This is a genomic window from Chitinophaga alhagiae (genome assembly GCF_003568665.1).
Classification (GTDB): Bacteria; Bacteroidota; Bacteroidia; order Chitinophagales; family Chitinophagaceae; genus Chitinophaga; species Chitinophaga alhagiae.
The window spans coordinates 414917-438936 of the sequence record NZ_QXMH01000001.1; the positions used below are offsets into that span (position 1 = coordinate 414917).

Annotated in this window: 16 protein-coding genes; 11 read left to right on the plus strand and 5 right to left on the minus strand. The window is 54.4% G+C overall.

Features of this window, described 5'->3' with window-relative positions; genetic code table 11:
- Positions 1-28: 28 nt before the first annotated feature.
- Entirely contained in the window at positions 29-826 is a 798-nt protein-coding gene (locus tag D3A97_RS01690; protein WP_232825818.1) for a GNAT family N-acetyltransferase, read from the minus strand.
- A 396-nt stretch (positions 827-1222) separates the two neighbouring features.
- Complete coding sequence (locus D3A97_RS01695; protein WP_119076052.1) at positions 1223-3262, minus strand: alpha-L-fucosidase; 2040 nt, start codon at positions 3260-3262, stop codon at positions 1223-1225.
- Positions 3263-3492: 230 nt separating this feature from the next.
- On the opposite strand from D3A97_RS01695, the gene D3A97_RS01700 reads away from it, so the two are divergent.
- Positions 3493-4884: a Gfo/Idh/MocA family protein gene (locus D3A97_RS01700; RefSeq protein ID WP_198673818.1), complete on the plus strand. Its 1392-nt coding sequence runs from the start codon at positions 3493-3495 to the stop codon at positions 4882-4884.
- A gap of 82 nt (positions 4885-4966) precedes the next feature.
- Here D3A97_RS01700 and galK read toward each other — a convergent pair whose 3' ends face one another.
- Both galK and D3A97_RS01710 read right to left on the minus strand, forming a co-directional pair.
- Entirely contained in the window at positions 4967-6118 is a 1152-nt protein-coding gene (gene galK, locus D3A97_RS01705; protein ID WP_119076054.1) for a galactokinase, read from the minus strand.
- 300 nt (positions 6119-6418) lie between these two features.
- Positions 6419-7711, minus strand: a complete 1293-nt coding sequence (locus D3A97_RS01710) for a sugar MFS transporter (protein ID WP_119076056.1) — start codon at positions 7709-7711, stop codon at positions 6419-6421.
- 189 nt (positions 7712-7900) lie between these two features.
- Here D3A97_RS01710 and D3A97_RS01715 point away from each other — a divergent pair, with 189 nt between their 5' ends.
- From D3A97_RS01715 to D3A97_RS01745, 7 genes are all read left to right on the plus strand, one after another.
- Positions 7901-9532 carry an MFS transporter gene (locus D3A97_RS01715; protein ID WP_119076058.1) on the plus strand — a complete coding sequence of 544 codons (1632 nt, stop codon included), beginning with the start codon at positions 7901-7903 and terminating at the stop codon, positions 9530-9532.
- On the plus strand, positions 9504-10469 hold the full coding sequence (locus D3A97_RS01720; RefSeq protein ID WP_119076060.1) for an ROK family protein: 966 nt from the start codon (positions 9504-9506) through the stop codon (positions 10467-10469). Before D3A97_RS01715 ends, D3A97_RS01720 begins: the two co-directional genes overlap by 29 nt.
- 90 nt (positions 10470-10559) lie before the next feature.
- Positions 10560-11603, plus strand: a complete 1044-nt coding sequence (locus tag D3A97_RS01725) for a glycosylasparaginase (RefSeq protein ID WP_119076062.1) — start codon at positions 10560-10562, stop codon at positions 11601-11603.
- Between the two features lie 88 nt (positions 11604-11691).
- A complete protein-coding gene (locus D3A97_RS01730) occupies positions 11692-12450 on the plus strand; it encodes a copper homeostasis protein CutC (protein WP_119076064.1) in 759 nt (252 codons plus the stop codon).
- Between the two features lie 406 nt (positions 12451-12856).
- Entirely contained in the window at positions 12857-13639 is a 783-nt protein-coding gene (locus tag D3A97_RS01735; RefSeq protein WP_119076066.1) for an endonuclease/exonuclease/phosphatase family protein, read from the plus strand.
- Between the two features lie 206 nt (positions 13640-13845).
- Positions 13846-16764: a GH92 family glycosyl hydrolase gene (locus tag D3A97_RS01740; RefSeq protein ID WP_119076068.1), complete on the plus strand. Its 2919-nt coding sequence runs from the start codon at positions 13846-13848 to the stop codon at positions 16762-16764.
- 27 nt (positions 16765-16791) lie between these two features.
- Complete coding sequence (locus D3A97_RS01745; protein ID WP_198673819.1) at positions 16792-19110, plus strand: glycoside hydrolase family 20 protein; 2319 nt, start codon at positions 16792-16794, stop codon at positions 19108-19110.
- A 123-nt stretch (positions 19111-19233) separates the two neighbouring features.
- Here the strand turns inward: D3A97_RS01745 and D3A97_RS01750 are convergent, their stop codons facing one another.
- Positions 19234-19638, minus strand: a complete 405-nt coding sequence (locus tag D3A97_RS01750) for a hypothetical protein (RefSeq protein WP_119076070.1) — start codon at positions 19636-19638, stop codon at positions 19234-19236.
- A gap of 289 nt (positions 19639-19927) precedes the next feature.
- Between D3A97_RS01750 and nagB the strand changes: the two genes are divergently transcribed.
- The 3 genes from nagB (at position 19928) to D3A97_RS01765 (ending at position 24012) form a co-directional block, all read left to right on the plus strand.
- Positions 19928-21853 (plus strand): glucosamine-6-phosphate deaminase, encoded by a 1926-nt coding sequence (gene nagB, locus D3A97_RS01755; RefSeq protein ID WP_119076072.1) that lies wholly within the window; start codon positions 19928-19930, stop codon positions 21851-21853.
- A 75-nt stretch (positions 21854-21928) separates the two neighbouring features.
- Positions 21929-23341, plus strand: a complete 1413-nt coding sequence (gene rmuC, locus D3A97_RS01760; protein WP_119076074.1) for a DNA recombination protein RmuC — start codon at positions 21929-21931, stop codon at positions 23339-23341.
- The gene (locus tag D3A97_RS01765) at positions 23341-24012 is read left to right on the plus strand and encodes a type 1 glutamine amidotransferase (RefSeq protein WP_119076076.1); all 672 of its coding nucleotides are present in this window, start codon (positions 23341-23343) and stop codon (positions 24010-24012) included. The genes rmuC and D3A97_RS01765 overlap by 1 nt, the downstream gene beginning before the upstream one ends.
- Positions 24013-24020 lie beyond the last annotated feature (8 nt).

Below are 24020 nucleotides of genomic sequence, written 5' to 3' on the forward strand. Positions count from 1 at the left end.
ATATTCTGATTGAAAATTCATTGACAGTTTACAGCCAGCTAAAAAAGAGAAACCGCTTTTTGCTGACGCCGGGCGCTCCGCCGCCGCCTATTTTACGGGAGGCTTTGAGCAGCACATACTTTTTATACCGCATCCACCTTTCGAACAGGGAAAAATTGCCTTTGAACTTCCGCTTCTTCTTCCCTTCGTCCGTAGCGGGGCTTACTGCCACGGCAGCGGCCGTACCGTTTACGGCTATGGCCGTAGCAGCAGCGGCGGCGGCTTTTTCGCGGGCCTCCTTTTCTTTCTCTACCGGGTCATACAGCATGGCGGTGCAGAGGCAGTTTTTCCGGTTCTTGGCCGTGAGCACGTCAAAGTTCACACAACTGCGGCAGCCTTTCCAGAATTCCTCATCATCTGTCAGCTCGGAGTAGGTAACCGGTTCGTACCCCAGGTCAGAGTTGATCTTCATGACGGCCAGGCCGGTGGTAAGACCGAATATTTTAGCGTCAGGATATTTTTTCCTGGACAGTTCGAATATTTTTTCCTTGATGGCTTTGGCAACGCCATGGCCACGGAAGGCCGGGTTAACAATGAGGCCGGAGTTAGCCACGAACTTTTCGTGTCCCCAGGCTTCGATATAGCAAAAACCGACCCACTCGCCGGAGGCCGTAATAGCGATCACCGCTTTGCCTTCGTCCATTTTGAGCTGTACGTACTCGGGAGAGCGCTTGGCTATACCGGTTCCCCGGGCCTTTGCAGAAGCCTCCATTTCGTCCGTAATGGTCTTTGCATAATGCTTATCGTCGGCAGTGGCTGCCCTTACGATTATATCCTTATTTTCCAACTTGTTAAAATTGAAAATTGTAATGCAATAATGATGATGAAACAGGTTCCGTTTCCGGAAATGCCCATGAGGGGCCATGGGGCGATAGCGTGCCCTGGGTGGGACGGCGCTATCAAATGCGAGGTCGTCGGGAGAGATATCTAAAGACAGGAAACCCAATAGCGCAAACACCTTCTTCAAAAGAAGGGTGATAAGCAAAAATGTTGTTATGGGTTGCGATGTATTTCAACTTCAGTTCGACATTAAATTGTTATAAAAACGTCTTTAGTTAATAAAGTATCCGCAAAGTTATAACATATTTAAATACTGTGGGCACTTTTTTTTGCCAAAAAAGAAAGGGAGGAACGCGGCCGGGCCTGCGTTTCCTCCCTTTCCGGAGCGGGAATTGGCTGAAAATCAGAACACGCCTATTTCGGCGGCCCCTGCCCGCGTTTCGTTAGCGTCTGCGGGAGCCAGCGCTACCAGTTTAAAATAGCGCGCCTGTGTTGATTTTGAGAGCTTTATGGTCTGTTTTACCGGGTTGTTGAGGATGTTGGCAAAACTGCCCTCCGCCAGGGGCTGGCCCCAGTTCTGCCCGTCCTGGCTTACGTAGAAGGCATAGTTGTAAATAATGCCTCCCCGTGGCCGCGGCGTATAGGTAAAGCCGTTGATGGTAACGGCCACGCCCATATCTACCTGTATTTCCTGCGGGAAGCTGCCGGCTTTGCCCTGCCAGGCGGTGGCGAGGTCTCCGTCTATGGCCCTGTCCGCATCCGCCGCGTTCATCACCTTCCAGCCGGCGGGGGCCAGGTCAAAGGTAACGGCCACGGTGGCGCCGCCTTTCCGGCCGTTGTCAATAAAGCTCTTTGCTTTTATGGTACCGGCTTTCGGGAAGGAAAACGCGGCGCCGGCGTAACGCGGGCTGGCGGTGGTGGGCTCGCTGCCGTCTACCGTATAATGGATGGCAGGGTCCGCGGAGAGGGCGGTAATGCTTACCATGCCGTCTTTACCGCGTTTGATCACCGGGTCTGCCAGCACCTCGGGCGCCTTGAACAGCTTCACTTCGCTGATCACCGGGCTGGCCTTGGCGTCTAGTATCTCTATGCGCACGCTTTTGGTGGTGGTATTGGGCAGGCGCAGGATGCGCTTGTAACCGATGGTGGTCTCCCGGGCTATTTCCCGGTACTCCTTCCCTTCCAGCACGCTTACGGTGAAAGCCTTCACCCGCTGCCCCAGGGGAATGAACTCCTGGATGGCCAGGCGGTTGAAGGTAACCGGCTTTTCAAAGCTGAGGTTGATGGAGCCGGTGAGCTGGCCGTCCCCGGTAGCCCAGTAAGTATTGTAGTTGTTGTCAGTAAGATAGATGGCGCTGGTGAGCGTGCTGTTCTGACGGGTATTGACGGCAGACGTTCTGGCCCGTACGGCCAGGTTGGTCTTGAAATCGGCGTCCAGCGTTCTTTTCAGCTCCATCAGGCGCAGCGAGTCGTTTTTGTGGATGCGGCCCGTGCGGTCTACCGGTACGTTCAGCAGCAGGTTGGCATTGCGGCCAACGGAACCGTAGTAGATGTCCAGCAGCCAGGGCAGGGTCTTCACCTTGTCGTTCGTAGACGGGCTGAAGAACCATCCGGGCCGGATGGATACGTCCGCTTCTCCCGGCACCCAGTCCGTACCGTCTTCCTGCCCTTCGTTCAGGGGCTTGTTGATACCGGGCATGCCGGGTCGGAACTGGCTGGCGTTGAGCGTGCTCCAGTTGGTGGTGCCGGCAAAGCCGTTCTCATTGCCTATCCAGCGGCAGCCGGGGCCGTTGTCGCTGAAGAAGATCACGTTGGGGTGGTATTTTCTGACCGTGCTGTGGAACAGGTCCCAGTCATACTCCTGTTTTTTGCCGTTGGGGCCTTCGCCGTTGGCGCCGTCAAACCACTGTTCAAATACATATCCGTATTTGGTATGCACTTCTTCCAGCTGTTTGGCAAATATCTGGTTGTACTCAGGTGTGCCATAAGCAGGATGGTTGCGGTCCCAGGGCGAAAGGTACACGCCAAAGAGCAGGCCGTACTCCTTGCAGGCGGCAGACAGTTCGGCCAGCACATCGCCTTTGCCGTTCTTCCAGGCGCTTTCCCGTACGGTGTGTTTGCTGTACTGGCTGGGCCAAAGGCAAAAACCGTCGTGGTGCTTGGCGGTAATGATGATGGCCTTCATGCCGGCCAGCTTGGCGGTGCGCGCCCACTGGCGGGCGTCCAGCCCGGTGGGATTGAATACTTTAGGATCTTCATCCCCATGCCCCCACTCTTTATCTGTAAAGGTATTGGGCCCGAAGTGGATAAACATGTAATACTCCAGTTGCTGCCATTTCACCTGCGCGGCTGAAGGCAGGGCGCCGTAAGGCTTGATCTCGGGCTGTGCCCAGGCATGGGCAGCGCACAAAACGAGGAATAATAAGAAGAATGTTCTTTTCATAGTACTGTATTGCAGACGTGTACAGTTAAAAATAATATACTGCCGTTCATTTCCCGAACATTGGTAATATCCCAATAGAGAATGTTAAAATAGTACGGCCTGCAAACGGTTGCAGGAGCCCGCCCCTGCCATCTATCACAAAAATGTCACAATTTATACAAGCCGGTTGCGAAGGAAGCCTCGAAAGCCATACATTTAAAGCCATTTCATCACACAATACGCTTTCTTATATGAACATGCATCGCAGGAAATTTATCAGGAACAGTGTGGCCGCGGGCGTAGGCCTTTCTCTCATGAATACGCCGGCCCGGGTGCTGGCCGCCCAGAAAAAAGATAAAGTAAGAGTAGGCCTCATCGGCGTGGGTGCGCGTGGCCTCAACCACCTTGACCTGTGCCTGCGCCGCAGCGATGTAGACGTAGCAGCCATTGCAGACCCGGATGTAGACTTCACCCTGCCGCAGGCCCGGGAAATGATACAAAAACACTACGGCGCCAAACGCAAGGTGGCCGAGTACACCAAAGGCCCGCATGATTACGAGAACCTGCTCAAGCGCGCAGATATAGACGCGGTGATCATTGCCACGCCCTGGGAATGGCATACCATACAGGCCGTAGCCGCCATGAAGGCCGGTAAAACACCGGCCGTGGAAGTATGCGGCGCTGCAGACATCCAGGAATGCTGGGAGCTGGTGAACACTTCCGAAGCCACCGGCGTGCCCCTGTTCGGCATGGAAAACGTGAACTACCGCCGGGATGTACTGGCCGTGCTCAACATGGTACGCCAGGGCCTGTTCGGAGAACTGGTACACCTGCAGGGCGGTTACCAGCACGACCTTCGCGCCGTGAAGTTCAACAACGGCAAGCAGCTCTATGGCGGCGGCGTGGAATTTGGCGAAAAGGGCGTGTCTGAAGCAAAGTGGCGCACCAACCATTCCGTACACCGCAACGGCGATCTCTACCCCACCCATGGCCTGGGCCCGGTGAACAACATGATCAACGTTAACCGCGGCAACCGGCTGCTATCTCTCACCAGCGTAGCCACCAAATCCTGCGGGCTGCACAAGTACATCCTTGACCAGCCGGAGGGCGGCCCCAACCACCCCAACGCCAAAGTGGAGTTCAAACTGGGAGATATTGTGAGCACCCTTATCAAGACCAACAACGGGGAAACCATCCTCCTCTCGCACGATACCAACCTGCCCCGCCCCTATTCCCTCAACTTCAGGGTACAGGGCACCAACGGGCTGTGGATGGACGATTTTGATTCCATCCATATAGAAGGAAAAAGCAAACCGCATACCTGGGAAAAAGCCGGCGAGCCTGATGACGCCAGCAGCTACATGGGCAAGTACGATCACCCGCTCTGGAAAAAATATGCGAACGATGCTTCCGGCGCGGGCCATGGCGGCATGGACTGGTTCGTGATCAATTCCTTTATTGAAAGCATCAAACGCGGTACGGATTACCAGATGGACGTGTACGACCTGGCTACCTGGTACGCCATCACTCCGCTCAGCGAACAGTCTGTGCTGGAAGGCGGTTCCGTACAATACATCCCGGACTTTACACGCGGCCGCTGGATGAGCCGCAAGCCCAACTTTGCACTGAACGGGGAGTATTGATCCATCCCTGTAAAAACAAGAACGGCGGTAACTGATGATGTTCCGCCGTTTTTATTTCCGCCTGTTTATAACTGCTGCAATATCAGGCGGTAACCACTTTGGCCCCGTCCTCAATAGACGTAACGTACACTTCCGGCACCACGCCATACTGGTCTTTATAACGGGCCTGTATAAACGAACCGAAAGCATCTACCTGGTCTATTTTCACGAGGTTGATGGTGCAGCCGCCAAACCCGCCGCCCATCATGCGGGCGCCGGCCACTTCGGGGCGTTTTTTGGCGAGGCCGGCCAGGAAGTCCAGCTCGGGACAGCTCACTTCGTAGAGGCGGCTGAGCCCGTCGTGAGACGCGTACATGAGGCGGCCCGCTTCTGCCAGCTCATTGTTCTGCAGGCGGGTGCAGGCCTGCTGTACCCGTTCGTTCTCCTGCGTTACAAAACGGCAGCGGTCATATACCTTGGGCGGCAGCGAGCTTTTGTACTGCTCCACCTGTGCCGCCGTAACCCCGCGCAGGCTGGTGATGCCGGGCACAAATTGTTTGAGTATCGCTACCCCTTCTTCGCACTGCGCGCGGCGAACATTGTATTCAGAAGAGGCCAGCGAGTGGTGTACCATGGAGTTCACCAGCACTATTTTGTAAGTTTTGGAGAACTCGAAGGGGAAATACTGGTATTCCAGGCTGCGGCAATCCAGCAGCATCACCCTGTCTTTTTTACCGTGGAGGTTGGCAAACTGGTCCATAATACCGCATTTCACCCCGGGGAAAGTATGTTCAGCCAACTGTCCTACCCGGGCCATCTGCATACGGTCAAGGCCGAAGCCCAGCAGGTGGTCCAGCCCAACGGCCAGCCCTCCCTCCACGGCGGCGGAACTGCTCATGCCCGCGCCAATGGGAATATCTCCATGCACCACGCAATCAAACCCCTTCACTTCCAGGCCCAATTGCTGCAGCTGGTACACCACGCCCTTGAGGTAATTGACCCACTCGCCCCCGGGCTGGATGTTCTGCAGGGAAAAAGAGGCCATTTCATTGCTGAACAGCGCATAAGCGTTACAGGTATCGGTGCCGTTGAGGGCAATGGCATAGATGATCTTTTTATCGATGGCGGCCGGCAACACAAAACCTTCGTTATAGTCCGTGTGCTCTCCAATGAGGTTGATCCGGCCGGGTGAACTGACCATTATCGGTTCTTTTCCAAAAAGCTGGTGGAATTTATCCTTTACTGCTACAATCATTTAAAGCGTACATTTTACACCTAAAAGTATAAAAATAGATAACTATTCAAAAATGAGCGGCGGGAATTTCTGTGCGGGGCCCCTGCAAGGCAGGAAAAAAAGGGGTTCAGCAGGACGTTTTACCACTCTCGCGCCCTTAAAACGACAAAATCCCCTCCGAAAACCTCAAACCAGCAACAGGCCATTTTGCCGTGCATTTCTTTGTAAAACCTTCAGGTTCCCGCCGGGAGCGCACTATAAGCACCGATGCTTCTGCGAAAAAGGCAGAAGCATCGGCAACTATAAAGTGGTAAGAAGTTATCAGGCAGGCAACCCTTTCTTATGCCCGGAAGCGGCAAAATAGAGGATATACAGGTAGCAGGGGATCATGAGCACGTAGGGTAGCTGACGGTTGCCGTCTACGCTGTCTACAATAGCGCCATATATCAGCGGTACAATAGCGCCGCCGGCAATGCCCATAATGAGCAGCGCGGACCCTGTCTTGGTGAATTTGCCCAGTTTGTTGATAGCCAGCGGCCAGATGCCGGGCCACATCAGGGAGTGGGCAAAGCTGAGGAGGATGATGAAGAGGATAGACGTGTTGCCGGTGGTGGTGAGCGCACCAATGGTAAATATCACACCCAGGATGGCGCAGATAACAAGCGCGTTTTTCTGCGGCAGGTATTTCGGGATGGCCACTACGCCGATCAGGTAACCGATGGTGAACGCGATCAGGCACCAGATGCTCAGGTTGCTGGCCACATCTTTGGCCAGGCCGGTGTACTCGCCATACAGCGCCAGGGAGTCAATTGCCAGTACTTCCACGCCAACGTACAGGAAGATGCAGAGCACGCCCAGCATGAGGTAAGGTATCTGGAACACGGAGGTACGGCCGTACTGGTCCGCGGCGCCTTCTTCAGTGGCCACTTCGTTTTCCTGGTTGATCTCGGGCAGATGGGCCTTGCGCACAAAGAACGCCAGCAGCAGCAGTACCACTGCCATTACAGCGTAAGGCGTAATGAGGCGGGAGGCCAGCAGGTCAAGCTCCGCTTCGCGGGCGGCGCCGGTGAGGGAATTGATCTTGTCCGATATATGCTGGGTGTCGCTGAACAGCAGTTTTACCAGTACAAAGATGCCGATCATGCCGGCCACTTTGTTACAGATGCCCATGATGCTGATACGCTTAGCCGCGCTTTCAATTGGGCCGAGAATGGTCACATAAGGATTGGATGCTGTTTGCAGCAGCGCCAGTCCGGTACCCTGAACAAACAGGCCGAACAGGAACACCGGGTAAGAACGCATTTGCGCGGCGGGAATGAAGATCACCGAGCCAACGGCAATGGTGAGCAGGCCAAGTGACATGCCCTTGGGAAAGCCTATTTTCTTCAGGATCAGTGAAGAAGGAATGGCCATTACAAAATAGGAGATGTAAAAAGCAAAGGCTACGAGGTAAGCCGCAAAGTCGGTCAATTCACAGGCCTGTTTCAAAAAAGGTATCAATACGGAATTCAGCCAGGTTACGAAGCCGAAAATAAAGAATAGCGTGGCAATAATCGCCATTGCCTGCGTGGTATTACCACGAGGAGCGGCCACTGTAGCGGTTTTGTCAGTCATGAGCTGCCTAGGTTGATTGTTCAAGAATGCCACGAACTTAATTAACAATTCTCAAATTTCATAAATATATTAGCTAAAACGTTTGAGCAATTAAAAAAATTAGGGGTTTTCGGTGTGTTTTTGCCCGTTTGTCAAAAAAATTATTCTACATTTAAAGCCAATTTTATCAAAACCCATAAAAGGTATATAATGTCCACGCAAAGTAAACAAGGTACGCATCCCTCGTTTTTTGTACTGATCCTGGTGTTCTTCTTCTGGGGGTTCGTGGCCGCGTCCAACAGTATCCTCATTCCCTTCTGTAAAGCCCATTTCGATCTTACACAGATCCAGTCGCAGCTCGTAGACTTTGCCTTTTACGGCGCCTACTTTATAGGCTCCCTCATCTTATACCTGCTCTCCGCCTTCAAGGGAGTTGACATTCTTAATCGCATCGGCTTCAAGAAAGGCATCATATACGGCCTGCTCATTTCCGGCGTGGGCGCCGCCGCCACCATTGGCGCGGTGAACTTCGGGCTGGGCATGGAAGACAAGACCAGCGCCTTTTACCTGATACTCGGCGCTTACTTCATTGTAGCGCTCGGCTTTTCCCTCCAGCAAACAGCGGCCAACCCGTTTGCCGTACTGCTGGGAGACCCGGCCGGCGGCTCTCACCGCCTTAACCTGGCCGGCGGGGTCAATTCTTTCGGCACTACCATCGGCCCGCTGGTGGTGAGCATCCTGCTCTTCGGCACCGCTGCTGACGCGGGCCCCATCGGTGATACGGACATCAGCAAGATCAACGTATTATATATCACCCTCGTAGGCCTCTTCCTGCTGGCGGCCGGCATATTTGCCGCTACCAAAATGCCGAAAGGCACGGAAGACGATCATTTTGAAGCATCTACCAAAGCCACCTATACGCTGGTAGGCATCACGGTGATGTTCGTGCTCATCCTGCTCGGCATCATCCTGGAAAATCCCCTGCCCTTTTTTATTGCCGGCATCATCGGCATCCTCTCCATTCTCTTCTACGCACAGGCCGCTTCCCGCAACGATTCCAACGGCTGGGGCGCCATGAAATACCCGCAGCTCATTATGGGCATGATCGCCATTTTTGTGTATGTGGGCGTGGAAGTAAGTGTGAGCAGCAACCTCGGCGAGCTGCTGAAAAAGCCCGGCTTTCTCACTATGGAAGGGTTGAACGAATCACAGCTCAGCCCCTACATTGCCGTGTTCTGGGGCGGCCTTATGATTGGCCGGTGGACGGGCGCCATCAGCGTGTTCAACCTCAGCAAAGGCATGCGGCAACTGCTCTCCGTAGTAGTGCCCTTTATAGCCTATGGCGTCATACTGGGTGTCAACCACCTGAAAGGAAATGATATTGAAGAACTGTATCCCTTTGCCATCTGCATTGTGATACAGATACTCGGCTTCTTCTACGGACAGGAGAAACCGGCCAAAACGCTGATGACCTTCGGCATTATGGGCGTGGCCGCCATGATCATAGGCCTGTTCACAGAAGGCCAGGTGGCCGCTTTTGCCTTCATCAGCGGCGGGCTTTTCTGCTCCGTGATGTGGCCCTGCATTTTCTCGCTCTCCATTGCCGGGCTGGGCAAATACACCGGCCAGGGCGCTTCTTTCCTCGTAATGATGATCCTCGGCGGCGCGCTGATCCCGCCGCTGCAGGGCGGTTTTGCAGATATACCTGCAATTGGCATCCATCATTCGTATATTGTACCGGTAATCTGTTTTGCATACTTAGCATTTTTTGCAATTCGCGTTAAATCAATCTTAAAATCTCAGGGAATCGACTATGAGTCAGCAATTAGCGGTGGGCATTGATATTGGGGGAACCAACACTAAATTTGGAATTGTAGATCGTCGTGGTAATATTTTGTGCCAGGACAGGATGTCAACCAAAGCTCACGAAGAAGTTACTATGTTTCTGGCCGAACTCCATCAGCGTTTATCCAAGCTGATAGAACAGGTTGGCGGAATCGAAAACATTAAGGGAATAGGCGTAGGCGCACCCAATGGCAACTATTACACCGGTAATATTGAATATGCCCCTAACCTGCGCTGGAAAGGTATTGTGCCATTAGCCAATATGCTGCAGGACCTGTTTAACCTCCCTACCGTATTGACCAACGACGCCAATGCGGCGGCCATCGGTGAAATGACCTATGGCTCTGCCCGCGGCATGAAAGACTTTATTACCATCACCCTGGGCACCGGCGTAGGCAGCGGCATTGTGGCCAACGGCCAGCTCATTTACGGGCACGATGGTTTTGCCGGGGAACTGGGCCACGTGATCGTGATCCCCGGCGGGCGCCTGCACCCCGGCACCGGTGCGCATGGCTCGCTGGAAGCCTATGCTTCCGCCACCGGCGTTACCAACACCGCGCTGGAACTGCTGGAAGCCCGACCAGATGAACAAAGCCTGCTGCGCAACCACACGCGAGAGGAAATAGACTCAAAAATGATCTACGAGGCGGCTATCAAAGGAGACAAGCTGGCCATGGAAATATACGAGTACACCGGCAAAGTGCTGGGCGAAGCGCTGGCCAACTTTGTGATGTTCTCCAGCCCGGAGGCCATTGTGCTCTTCGGCGGGCTTACCCAGGCGGGCGATCTTATTATGCGCCCGGTACGCCACCACATGGAAAAGAACCTGCTGCCCATTTTCCAGAACAAGGTGAAACTGGTGTTCTCCGAACTGAAAGAAAGTGATGCGGCCATTCTCGGCGCCAGCGCCCTGGCCTGGGAAATGAAAGACTAAAAAACTATCAGGAAATGTCAATTGCAAGTGATGAAATGTTCGTTCATTTGCAATTGACATTCCTTTTTGTAACCAAAGCAAATGTGAACAATGAACAGCAGACGCAACTTTCTCAAAACAGCCGCTTTGGGGGCGGCAGCCCTTTCGATGGACGGGCTTCCCGCCGCCGCGCAAAGCCGCAAGGGCAAAGCGCGCAAACCCGTTGTGGTGAGCACCTGGGACTTTGGCATTGCCGCCAACAAGGCCGCCTTTACAGTGCTGCAGAACGGCGGCCGCGCCCTTGACGCGGTAGAGGCCGGCGTTAAAGTGCCCGAAGCAGACCCCAACAACCATACCGTAGGGTACAGCGGTTTCCCTGACCGGGACGGCCGCGTTACGCTGGATGCCTGCATTATGGACGAACTGGGCAACTGCGGCTCGGTAGCCGCGCTGGAACACATTGTACACCCCATTTCCGTGGCCCGCAAGGTGATGGAAAAAACACCCCACGTAATGCTGGTAGGCGAGGGCGCCCTGCAATTCGCCCTCGAGAACGGTTTTAAAAAAGAAAACCTGCTGACGCCGGAATCTGAAAAAGCCTGGAAAGAATGGCTGAAAAAAGCCGAGTACAAACCGGTGATCAACATAGAGAACAAATCTTACCAGGGAGACGGCAAAGGCGCTACCGCCTTCAACCCGCTGCAGCTCCCCGGCAATGTATACAACCACGATACCATTGGCATGGTGGCGCTGGATGCCGCCGGCAACCTCTCCGGCGCCTGCACCACCAGCGGCATGGCCTTCAAGATGCGCGGGCGCGTGGGAGACTCTCCCATCATTGGCGCCGGCCTGTACGTGGATAACGAGGTAGGCGCCGCTACCGCCACCGGCGTAGGGGAAGAAGTGATACGCGTGGTAGGCAGCTTTTTAGTGGTGGAACTGATGCGGCAGGGCTATTCTCCTGAAGCCGCCTGCAAGGACGCCGTGATGCGCATTGTAAAGAAAAAGCCCGCCAATGCCAAAGAGATACAGATCGGTTTCCTGGCCCTCAACAAAAAAGGCGAACATGGCGCTTTCTGCCTGCAGAAAGGTTTCAGCTATGCGGTGACCACTGCCGGGCAGGAGCAGCTTATCCAGGGCAAACATCATTTTTAATGACGAATTACGAATGCAGGGGGCGCGCACCTCATGTTGGTTGCAAGTGCGAAATTCACAGCTGCCGGCTCCCGTTCCGTTAATATTTATGAAAAAGATCACGCTTGAAATATGCGCAGCCTCACTGGCGTCCTGCATAGCCGCTGAAGAAGGCGGCGCAGACCGTATTGAGCTGTGCGATAACCTGCTGGAAGGCGGCACTACGCCCAGCTATGCCACTATTGCCATAGCCCGTGAAAAAGTGAAGATCGCCCTCTACCCCATCATCCGCCCGCGTGGTGGAGATTTTTTGTATAGCGACCTGGAATTTGCCGTGATGCAAAAAGATATTGAGATGTGCAAACAACTGGGGTGCAACGGTGTAGTGATCGGCCTGCTGACGGCAGACGGCCAGGTGGATACAACGCGCACCCGCGCATTGGTGGAACTGGCATGGCCGATGGGCGTTACCTTTCACCGCGCGTTTGACATGACGGCAGACCCCTTCCAGGCGCTGGAAGACATCATTGAAACAGGCTGCGAACGCATACTGACCTCCGGGCAGCGCAACACCGCCCCGGAAGGTGCTCCGCTCATTCAGCAACTGGTAGAAAAAGCAGCCGGCAGAATAGCCATCATGGCCGGCTCCGGCGTACGCGCGGGCAATGTGGCCGCCCTGGCCGCCGCCACAAAAGCGGAAGAATATCATACCACCGCCAAAGATTATGTAGACAGCCGCATGCGGTTCCGCAACCCCCATGTAAGCATGGGCGGCATTCCCGGCGTACCGGAATATGGCATTGCGGTTACGCAGGCCGCACAAGTGAAACTGATCAGGGAAGAAGCGGAGAAAGGGCTGAACAGTTAGGTTTTCCACACGGCCACCACATCTTTATTACTATTGCTAAACAAAGTATAGCATACCTTCACTACATTTATCCACACTGGATAAATGAGTCCCCATTCCCCCGGCAACACATTAAATATTTTTTTAAATTACACCAGACATAAAAAACGGGGTTTCCAAGACCATCGCGGTAAAACGATGGCGGAAATGCAGATCCCCTGGATCATCCGCGGCAAGGGCATCACAATACGACACGGCCGCCACCATCGCCTACATTTTTGGCCTGAAAACACGCTGTGCGTGAACGGGCAGACCTGTGAAAGAGGCGTTTGCGAAATAGCAGGCATGCCGGATTATGACGGGCAAGGCACGAAACTTGTATCGTCACTGATGAAGCAGACATTTTATCTATATAATCCGATACATTATGCAGCGATTCGTATTAGTATTCATGCTCTGCATGGCAGGCGCTGCGCCGGTACCGGCGCAAGTGCAGGGGCAGGTGATCAAAGTGCTCAGCTACAACATTCACCACGGTGTTAACAACAAGGGTGAACTGGACATACAGGGCATTGCCAACGTAATACTCGCCACCAATCCCGACCTGGTGGCCTTGCAGGAAGTAGACAGCGTTACCACCCGTGTCAAAAAAGCCGACCAGTTGCGGCAGCTGGCAGAGGCCACCGGCATGTACATTTACTTCGGCAAGGCCATGGGCCTGGAAGGCGGCGGTTATGGCAACGGCATCCTCTCCCGCTATCCCATCCAGAAAAGCTATAACGTGGAACTGCCTGCCGCCGGCGCAGGCAGCGAACCGCGCACCGCGGCCGTGGTAACGGTAAAACTGCCGGGAGACAGCCTGCTGCTTGACTTTGCCAGCGCCCACCTGGACCACCTGGAAGACCCTACAGACCGGCTGGCGCAATCCGCCATACTGCTCAAACACTTCGGGCAGCACCGGCACCCGGTGATACTGGCGGGAGATATGAACGCAACGCCCGCGTCCAAAGAAATTGCGGCACTGAAAGAACTGTTCACAGACGCTACCGAAAAGCTGGGCCCCACCTGGCCTTCAGACAAACCCGCGCAAAAGCTGGATTACATCCTGCTCAGCAATACTTCGCAATGGCACGTCATGGACGCTGCCGTGATTGAAGAAACCGTGGCGTCAGACCACCGGCCGGTGATCTGCGAACTGTTGCTGAAATAATAAATATTGGCTATCCGCTAAAAAAAGCTGCGCCCCGGGGTGCAGCTTTTTTGTTGTTCTCCTACGCCGGGATGCAGGAGCAGACCTCCATGAACGCGTCCTTATGCCTCCCCCGCCCATCAAATCACTAAAACGTTTTAGCGATTCTTTTCTTATTTTAGCCGTTCCGGCGCCCATGCCGGGTTTGAAACTAAAAAAAACAGTGAATGAAAAAATGGTTGGTTGCGCTGGCCCTGGGGCTGGCATGTGCTGCACAAGCCCAGCAAAAAGACTACGCAGAAAAAGTAAATCCATTCATCGGCACCGGCGGCCACGGCCATACCTATCCCGGGCCCAGCCTGCCCTTCGGCATGGTGCAACTGAGCCCTGATACCCGGCTCAAAGGCTGGGACGGCTGCTCCGGTTATCATTACACTGACTCCGTGATGTACGGCTTTTCCCATACCCACCTCAGCGGCACCGGCATTGAAGATTATTGTGACGTGCTGCTGATGCCGGTAACCGGCCAGCCTTCGTGGAATAACGAGGAATATGCCTCTCCTTTCTCTCACAAAAATGAAAAGGCCTATGCAGGCTTTTACAGCGTGAAGCTGAACAAATACAACATCCAGGCGTCACTTACCGCCACCAAACGCGTGGGCCTGCACAAATACGAGTTCCCTGCCACGGCCAAAGAAGGACACGTGCTGCTGGACCTTTACCACCGCGATATTGTGATCAGTTCCAGCCTGAAAGTGGTGAATGACAGCACCGTTACCGGCATGCGCCGTTCCACCTCCTGGGCCAAAGACCAGGTACTGTTCTTTGCCATGAAATTTTCACAACCCTTCCGCTCCCACAACGTAGCCCTCGGAGATACCGCCAAGGGCGCCCTGCAACAGGCGGAAGGCCGCAACATCAAGGCATATTTCACCTTCAGCGATCCCGCGCAGCCCGTGTACGTAAAAGTGTCCATTTCCGGTGTTAGTGAAAATGGCGCACTGAAAAACCTGGATGCGGAAATGCCCGGCTTTGATTTTGACCAGACGCTGGCCAGCGCTAAAGCCGCATGGAACAAAGAACTGGGAAAAATTGAAGTGAAAGGGGGAACGAAAGACCAGCAGGCCATTTTCTACAGCGCCCTGTACCATGCCTGCCTCAATCCCAACCTGTATATGGACGTAGACGGCCAGTACCGCGGCACAGACCTGCAAATACACCAGGCCGAAGGTTTCGACAACTACAGCGTGTTCTCCCTCTGGGACACCCACCGCGCGCTGCACCCGCTCATGACGCTCATCAACCAGCAGAAAACGAATAACTGGATCAACACCTTCCTGGCCCAATATAAACACGGCGGCATGCTGCCGGTATGGGAACTGAGCGGCAACGAAACGTTTTGCATGATAGGCTACCACTCCGTGCCGGTAATTGTAGACGCTTACCAGAAAGGCATCCGCGGCTATGATGCCCAATACGCGCTGGAAGCCATGCGCAGCTATGCGGAAGGGGAACGCTTCGGCATGCAGCACTACATCCGCCAGGGTTACCTCAGCATGGACACACAACCGGAGTCAGTATCCCGCACGCTGGAATATGCGTATGACGACTGGTGCATTGCCCAGATGGGTAAAATGCTCGGCAACAGGGAAGTGTACAACCGGTATATGAAACGGGCGCAGAGCTACAAGAACGTGTACGACGCTTCCACCGGCTTTATGCGCGGCAAGATAGGCGGCCGCTGGATGAGCCCCTTTGACCCCACGGAAGTGAACAATTTCTTCACCGAGGCCAACTCCTGGCAATACAGCTTTGCCGTGCCGCAAGATGTAAGCGGCCTGATGAGGCTCAACGGCGGCAAAGAAAAATTCACGCAAAAGCTGAATTTGTTGTTTACCACGGAAGACAAGCTCTCCGGCCGCCACCAGTCAGACATCACCGGCCTCATTGGCCAGTACGCGCACGGCAACGAGCCCAGCCATCACATCACCTACCTCTTCAACTATGTGGGCCGGCCCTGGCGCACGCAGGAGCTGGTACACCAGGTCATGACCACGCTGTACCACAATGCGCCGGACGGGCTGAGCGGCAATGAAGACTGCGGGCAGATGAGCGCCTGGTACGTGATGAGCGCCATGGGCATTTATCCCGTTACGCCCGGCGCCGGCACCTATGCGCTGGGTACGCCAACCTTTGATGAGGCAACGCTGCATTTTGAGAACGGGAAATCCTTCACCATTAAGGCTAAGAACCTGTCTGATAAAAACTTCTACGTACAGGGCGTTACGGTAAACGGCCAACCGCTGCCGCATTCCTGGATAGCCCATAATACCATCATGCAGGGCGGCGGCATGGAGTTTACCATGGGTAGCACGCCCAATAAAACGTGGGCGGCTACCGAAGCCAACCAGCCGCACAGCGCCATTACAGACAATTCTATAGTGGCCGTGCCATACGCGGAAGCGCCTTCAGACCGCTTTACCGGCAGCGTGCAGGTAACACTCAAAGAAGTGGAGCACAACACAGTGATCTATTATACACTGAACGGCAGCACGCCTACCAACCGCTCCGCACGCTATACAAAGCCCATCACGCTCGCCAACACTACCACGCTGAAAGCTGTGGCCCTCCGCAACGGGCAGTACAGCCAGGTAATGCAAACGCCGTTTTACCGCATTCCTACAGACAAGTCTGTACAGGTGCTGTCAAAGATCCACCCGCAGTTTGACGCCGGCGGCCCGGATGCGTTGATAGACAGCATCCGCGGGCAGAACGATTTCAGGCTGGGCGCCTGGCAAAGCCACTACCCCGGCAACCTGGAGGCCATTGTAGACCTGAAGGCGCCGCGACCGTTGAAAAAGCTGGGCCTCAGCGTACTGCAGGACCTGGGCGTATGGATCTGGTACCCCACGCAGGTGGCGTTCCTGGTGTCTGACAACGGGAAAGATTTCACGTCCGCCGGTGTGGTGAAAAATACCTTCTCTGACAAGGAATATGGCAGCTTCACACAAGTGCTGAGCCTGCCGGTAAACCTGACCGCCCGCTATGTGAAAGTGGTGGCCGCCACACACGGTACCATACCTGACTGGCACCCGGGCAAGGGAGAGCCTTGTCATATTTTTGCGGATGAAATCATTATTGAGTAGTATTTTCCGGTAGCTAATCATCATTCCATGACTGTAAAAAACTTGTTCCACATGGCGCTCTTTGCCGCCGCTGCCGGTTTTGCCGCCTGCGGCCAGCGCGGGCCGGCTTCCACGGCGCCCAAAGCGGCCATCAACATCATACCCATGCCGGCGCGGCTCACGGAACTGAAAGATTCTTTCCTGCTGGACAAGCAGACCGTACTGGTAGCCACCTCCGAAGCAGACAAACAGGCCGCCGCCCTGTTCAATGAATATTTCAAAAGCCTCAGCGGCTATGAATTGAAGATGCAGGACAGCGGCACCCAGAACGCCATCATCTTCAACAGCATGCCCGCGTCTCAACAGGGGCTGCCGGAAACTTACCACCTGAAGGTGAGTGCAGACCAGGTAAGCATTAACGGAGATGATGCGGCCGGTACTTTTTACGGCATGCAAACGCTGATACAGCTGCTGCCCGTACAAAAAGCAGCAGCCTTCTGGATTGCGGGCGCCGATATTTTTGACCAGCCCCGTTTTGCTTACCGCGGCCTCCACCTGGACGTAGGCCGCCACATGTTCCCGGTAGAGTTTATCAAGAAGTACATAGACCTCATGGCCATGCACAAGTTCAACACTTTTCACTGGCACCTCACGGAAGACCAGGGCTGGCGCATAGAGATCAAAAAATACCCCAAGCTGCAGGAGGTGGCCTCCCGCCGCAAGGAGACCATGCTGGGCCATTACAATGACCAGAAGTATGACGGCAAACCCTATGGCGGCTTCTATACGCAGGAGCAGATCAAGGACGTAGTGCAGTACGCCGCCGGCCGCCATGTAACCGTGATACCTGAAATAGAACTGCCCGGCCACTCCCTGGCCGCGCTCACCGCCTACCCTGAGCTGGGCTGCACCGGCGGCCCATACGAAGTAGGCACCCGCTGGGGCGTGTATGACGATGTGTACTGCGCGGGTAACGATACGGTGTTCACATTTTTACAGGACGTACTGGACGAAGTAATGACGCTGTTCCCCTCCAAATACATTCACATTGGCGGCGATGAAAGCCCCAAGGTGCGCTGGGAAAAATGCCCGAAATGCCAGCAGCGCATGAAACAGCTGGGACTAAAAGACGAACACGCCCTGCAAAGCTATTTTATACAGCGCGTTGAAAAATACCTTAACAGCAAGGGCCGGCAGATCATAGGCTGGGACGAAATACTGGAAGGCGGCCTGGCGCCCAACGCCACCGTCATGAGCTGGCGCGGCACGGAGGGCGGCATTGCCGCAGCCAAACAACATCATGATGTGATCATGACGCCCGGCAGCCACGTATATTTTGACCATTATCAGAGCCAGGGCAAAAACGAACCGCTGGCCATTGGCGGCTTTACGCCGGTGAGCAAAGTGTACGCCTACGAGCCGGTGCCGCAGGAACTGAGCAAGGAAGAAAGCCGCTACATCAAAGGCGCGCAGGCCAATGTATGGACAGAATACATCAAGAACTCCGAGCATGTGGAATACATGGTATACCCCCGCGCCATAGCGCTGGCGGAGGTACTGTGGTCTCCGGTGGAAAAGAAGAATTATGACAATTTCCTTGACAGGCTCAAAACCCACCTGCCCCGCCTGGAGATGAAAGGCGTGAATTTTGCCAAACACGTGTTCGAGATCACCGGCAAGGTAGAGAGCAATAACAAGGGCGGCGTACAGGTCAGCCTCGGCAGCAAGCTGGACGGCGGGGTTATCACTTACACCACAGACAGCACCGCCCCTACCGCTCAAAGCACCCGCTACACCGGCTCCGTGCCCGTAGAAAAGACCGGTAGTATGATAAGGGCGGCCGTGTTCCAGGGAGACAAACAGTACGGCAACGAATTCCAGCAGGCCTTTACCCTGAACAAGGCAACGGGCAGGGAAGTGAAGCTCACCAAACCGCCGCATAACAACTACAACCCCGGCAGCCCCTTTGCCCTGGTGAACGGCATTGCCGGTGTGAAAGAGTTCAATGACAACCAGTGGTCAGGCTTCAACGGCGGCAACTTTGAAGCGGTAGTGGACCTCGGCGTGGACTCTGCCGATATTACAGAGATCGCCATTGGTACGCTGGGCAACCCTGACCAATGGATATACGTGCCCAAAGAGCTGGACTTTTTTGTGTCTGAAGACGGGAAGAATTTTAAAAATGTGTACAAGCTGCGGGAGATTGACGTGAAACAGAAAGGCATTAAAAAATTCACCGCGCGGCCGGAAAAAGCAAAAGGACGGTACGTGAAGATATTTGCCCGCAACGCGGGCGCCATCCCGAAAGGCGCGCCCGGAGAGGGCAACCCTGCCTGGCTGTTTGTAGACGAGATCTATGTGAAATAGCCGCCCGCATGAAAATAAAAAGGCCGCCCCGTTTGCCGGGGCGGCCTTTTGTTGTGTTGACCGGTACGCTAAGTACCGGCCCTTGTATACTATTCGTGACTCATTCCTACACTGTGAGCTTCTTTATCTATTCACCCACAAAGTCCACTTTGCATCAAATTTGTACCATTTACCATCGGGGGCTTCCCATTTCCACTCCGGCACTTCGCTGAAGTTTTTGCCGGCGTCTATGGTCCACCACAACTTGCCGTCCCCGATCTTCAGCCAGCGGTTCTCCCTGTCCGCCCACATGCCGCCTTCTACCGCGGCCCACTTTTTACCGTCTGCGCTCCACCACAACTGGGCATTCCTGTCCAGCTTGTACCAATAGGTCTTCCCGCCTTTCCTGCCCGTCCAGGTACCCGTTTTGGACTTTTCCCAGTCCTGGTGGTATACCTGCCCGTAAACCGCGGCAACCGCCCGGTCTGCCGGGGGCGGGCCTGCCAGCATTAACAGCATGGCGCCCGATAACGATAAGAACTTTTTCATGGGGTGGTTTTTAATGTCAGCCGGCTAAAACATTTGGGGCAACAGCATTTTCCCTGCGTTTGCATAACCGTTCCCGCTAAAAGGCGGTTCGGTCAAATGTTCCGGAGCCTGCAACCTGATGTTTATAGTTACGTTGGTAAAATGTTTTTGGATTTTAGCAAAACCTGATATTAAGTTTTCCTTTACTATAGCCCCTTTTCGATTGTGAATGATAAATTTTCCGGGAGAATCCCTGTATTTTATTTAATTTTCGGGCTCGTTTTTAAAAACGCATTAAAAAACTTGAACAATGACCATCAATCACCAGGAAATTGAACTGATAGACAGTTTCGAGCAGATTTCCGTGGAAATCCACCCTACAGCCAAGGATGGCTCAAAAGCAGTTGCGCAGGAGATCGCCGCACTCATTCGTGAAAAACAGGCAGCTAAAGAACCGGCCGTGCTAGGCCTGGCCACAGGGTCTACTCCCAAATACCTGTACGCAGAACTGGTGCGCCTGCACCAGGAAGAAGGACTGAGCTTTAAAAACGTGGTCACTTTTAATCTTGACGAGTACTATCCCATTGAACCGGACGCTTTACAGAGCTACAACCGTTTCATGAAAGAACATTTGTTCAATCATATCGATATTCCCGAAGGCAACTACCACATCCCTGACGGCACCGTGCCCAAAGAGCAGATCAAAGCCCACGCAGAGGCTTACGAGCGTAAAATAGAAGAAGCCGGCGGCATAGATATCCAGATTCTGGGCATCGGCAACAACGGCCACATCGGCTTCAACGAGCCCGGCTCCAACGTCAACTCCCATACCCGCCTGGTAACGCTGGACAATTCCACCCGCCTGGCCAATGCATATGAATTTTCCAACATGAGTGCTGTGCCCCGCCTGGCAGTGACCATGGGCATCAACACCATCATGAAGGCAAAAAAAGTAATTCTCCTGGCCTGGGGCCAGCACAAAGCCAAAATTGTGCGCCGCTCCGTAGAAGGCAACAGTACAGACCAGGTGCCCGCTTCCCTGCTGCAACAGCACCGCAACTGCAAGTTTGTGGTAGACGAGCAGGCCGCCCTGGAGCTGACCCGCAATAAAGAGCCCTGGCTCACCGGAGACTGCGAATGGACGCCCAAGCTGATCCGCAAGGCCGTAATAAGCCTGGCCCTGAAGCTGAACAAGCCCATCCTGATGCTGACGGACAAAGACTACAATAACAACGGCCTTAACGACCTGATCGTTCAGTACGGCTCCGCCTACGAGCTGAACATCAAGGAGTTCAACGGCATCCGCGATACCATTACCGGCTGGCCCGGCGGCAAACCGGGAGCAGACCTTCCCAACCACCCGGAACGCTCCACGCCCGAGCGCAAACGCGTGCTCATTTTCTCTCCCCACCCGGACGATGACATCATTTCCATGGGTGGCACCTTCATCCGCCTGCACGAGCAGGGGCACGATGTACACGTAGCCTACCAGACCTCCGGCAACATTGCCGTTACAGATGAGTTTGTGCTCCGTTTCATCGACTTTGCCGTGGGTTTTGAAGGCATGTTTGACATAGACCGCAGCAAAAGCTCCCAGATACTGGAAGACGCCAAAGCGTTCATAGCCGCCAAAAAGCCCAGCCAGAAAGACACGCCGGAGATACGCGCCATCAAAGGCCTCATCCGCCGTTGCGAGGCCAAGGCTACCTGCCGCTACGTAGGCGTAGGAGACGACCATGCCCACTTCCAGAACCTGCCCTTCTATGAGACCGGGCTGGTAGAGAAAAAACCCATGGGCCCGGAAGACGTGCAGCTGACCGTAGACCTGCTCCGCCAGCTGAAACCGCAGCAGATCTTCTGCGCAGGCGACCTCGCAGACCCACATGGCACCCACAAAGTATGTCTCGATATTATCTTTGCCGCCCTCGAAGTGGTGAAAAAAGACGATTGGGCCAAAGATTGCTGGGTATGGCTGTACAAAGGCGCATGGCAGGAATGGGACATCCACGAAATTGAAATGGCCGTGCCCATGAGCCCTGACCAGATCATGCAGAAACGCCTCGGCATCTTCATCCACCAGAGCCAGAAAGACGTAGTGCCCTTCCAGGGAACAGACGCACGCGAGTTCTGGCAACGCGCGGAAGAAAGGAACGCCAACACTGCCGACCTGTACGACAAGCTGGGCCTGCAGAAATACGCCGCCATGGAGGCGTTTGTTCGCTACCACTTTATGTAAGTTCAACTTTGGAGATATGTTTGTAACGCGGTCCGGGTGTACGCCCGGACCGTTTTTTATTTAACTTTGAAAGATATGAGTTGGGACCTCCTATCCGCACTGATCATCGGGCTGCTTGCCGGCGGCCTGGCCAGCTATCTCTTCCTCCGTCAATACCTCAATACGCGCCTCCGGGAAGCAGAACAAAAAACGCAGGCGCTGGAAGCTGAACTGGCAAAGCGCTTCACCAAACAGCAGGTGCAGGATGAATATGTGCTGCGCGATATGTACGATAACATGCTGTACACCCTGGGAGAAAGAGAAAAGGAAATAGCCGCCCAAACCCGCGAGATCATCAGCCTGAGCAGCCGCCTCTCTGCCGCCAGCACAGAAAGCGGTCTGCTGGGCCAGGAGCTGAAAAAGATACATGACGCCAACCGGGAAGAGTTCCGGAACATGGCCGCAGACATCCTGAAAGAAAAAAGCCGCGATTTTGTTGACACCAATAAAACCGCCATGGACCACATACTGGCGCCACTGAAATCAGACATCGGCCAGTTCAAAAAAACCATTGAAGATACCCGCAAGGAAGATATACAAGACATTACTTCCCTGAAAAAAGAAATTGAGTCCCTGCAACGGCTCAACCTGCAGTTGAGCGAAGACGCCCGCCACCTGGCCGGCGCCCTGAAGTCTGACGTAAAAGTACAGGGCAACTGGGGCGAAGACCGCCTGCGCCTTATACTGGAAGCCGAAGGCCTGCAGCAGTATATAGACTACACCCGCGAGGCCGTGTACCGCGATGCGGAGACAGACATCAACCGCCGCCCTGACTTCATCCTGAGGCTGCCGGACGGGAAACACCTGGTAATAGACAGCAAGGTATCCCTGAACGCCTACGTGGCTTATTTCAATGCCGCAACCCCTGAAGAAAAAAAGGGCCACCTCCGCCAACTGGTCAAAAACATCAGCGAACATATTGATGGACTGGCCGCCCGCAACTATCATTCACTCACCGGCCTCCATACACCAGACTTCGTGTTCCTGTTCATGCACTTCGAATCAGCCCTCACACTGGCGCTGAATGAAAACCCGGACATCTTCAACCGCGCCCTGCAGAAAAAGATCGTGCTGATTACCCCTTCCACCATGGTAGCCACTTTCAAAATAGTGCGGCTGCTCTGGCAGCATGAAAACCGCGCCAGGAACGTGGAAGAGATCTTCCGGCAATGCGGCTTGCTGTACGACAAGTTTGCCCTCTTCCTGGAAGAGATGCAAAGCCTGGGGCACCAGCTCAGGCAGGCGGGGCGTGCTTACGATGAGGCCATGAACAAGCTGAAAGATGGTAAACGGAAAGGAGATACCATCATAGGGCGGTTTGAGAACATCCGCCACCTGGATGCCAAAACGAATAAAACCCTGCCGCCGGATGTAACAGCGGAGATGGATGTGCTGTTTCCGGATGAGGAAGTGAGGGTAATTGACGAGGACAAAACACCCACTAACTAATGCATATCCACTATTTCCAGCACGCTCCATTTGAAGGCCTGGCCTGCATTGAAGACTGGGCCACCGCACGCGGTCATACCCTTAGCGCTACCTGCTGGTACAACAACCCTGCCCCGCCTGCCGCCGTAGAGGCAGACATGCTGATCGTAATGGGAGGCCCAATGGGCGTTTATGAAGAAGACCAATACGCCTGGCTGGCGCCTGAAAAAGAACTGATACGCGGCGCTATTGCGGCCGGCAAGCCCGTGCTGGGCATTTGCCTGGGAGCGCAACTGATTGCGGCAGCCCTGGGCGCCAAAGTGTATCCCAACCGTGAAAAGGAAATCGGCTGGTTTCCTGTACAGTTCCATGAAGACCTGGCCCCTTCCAGCGCTACCGTGTTCCATTGGCATGGAGATACATTTGACCTGCCGGAAGGCGCGGTACACCTGGCTGAAACGCCCGCCTGCAAAAACCAGGCTTACCGCATCGGGGACAGGGTATACGGCCTGCAATTCCATTTTGAGGTAACGCCCGCCGCCATGGAAAACATGCTGCAGCACCTACGGCATGAGCTGCAACCCGCCGCCTATGTGCAAACGGCCAATGAGATCCGCGCCGGCGTCCGCTTTGCCGCGGACAACAATGTGTGGATGCAGGCCCTGCTCAACCGGTTGGAAAAATTGGTTTAATTTTAGCG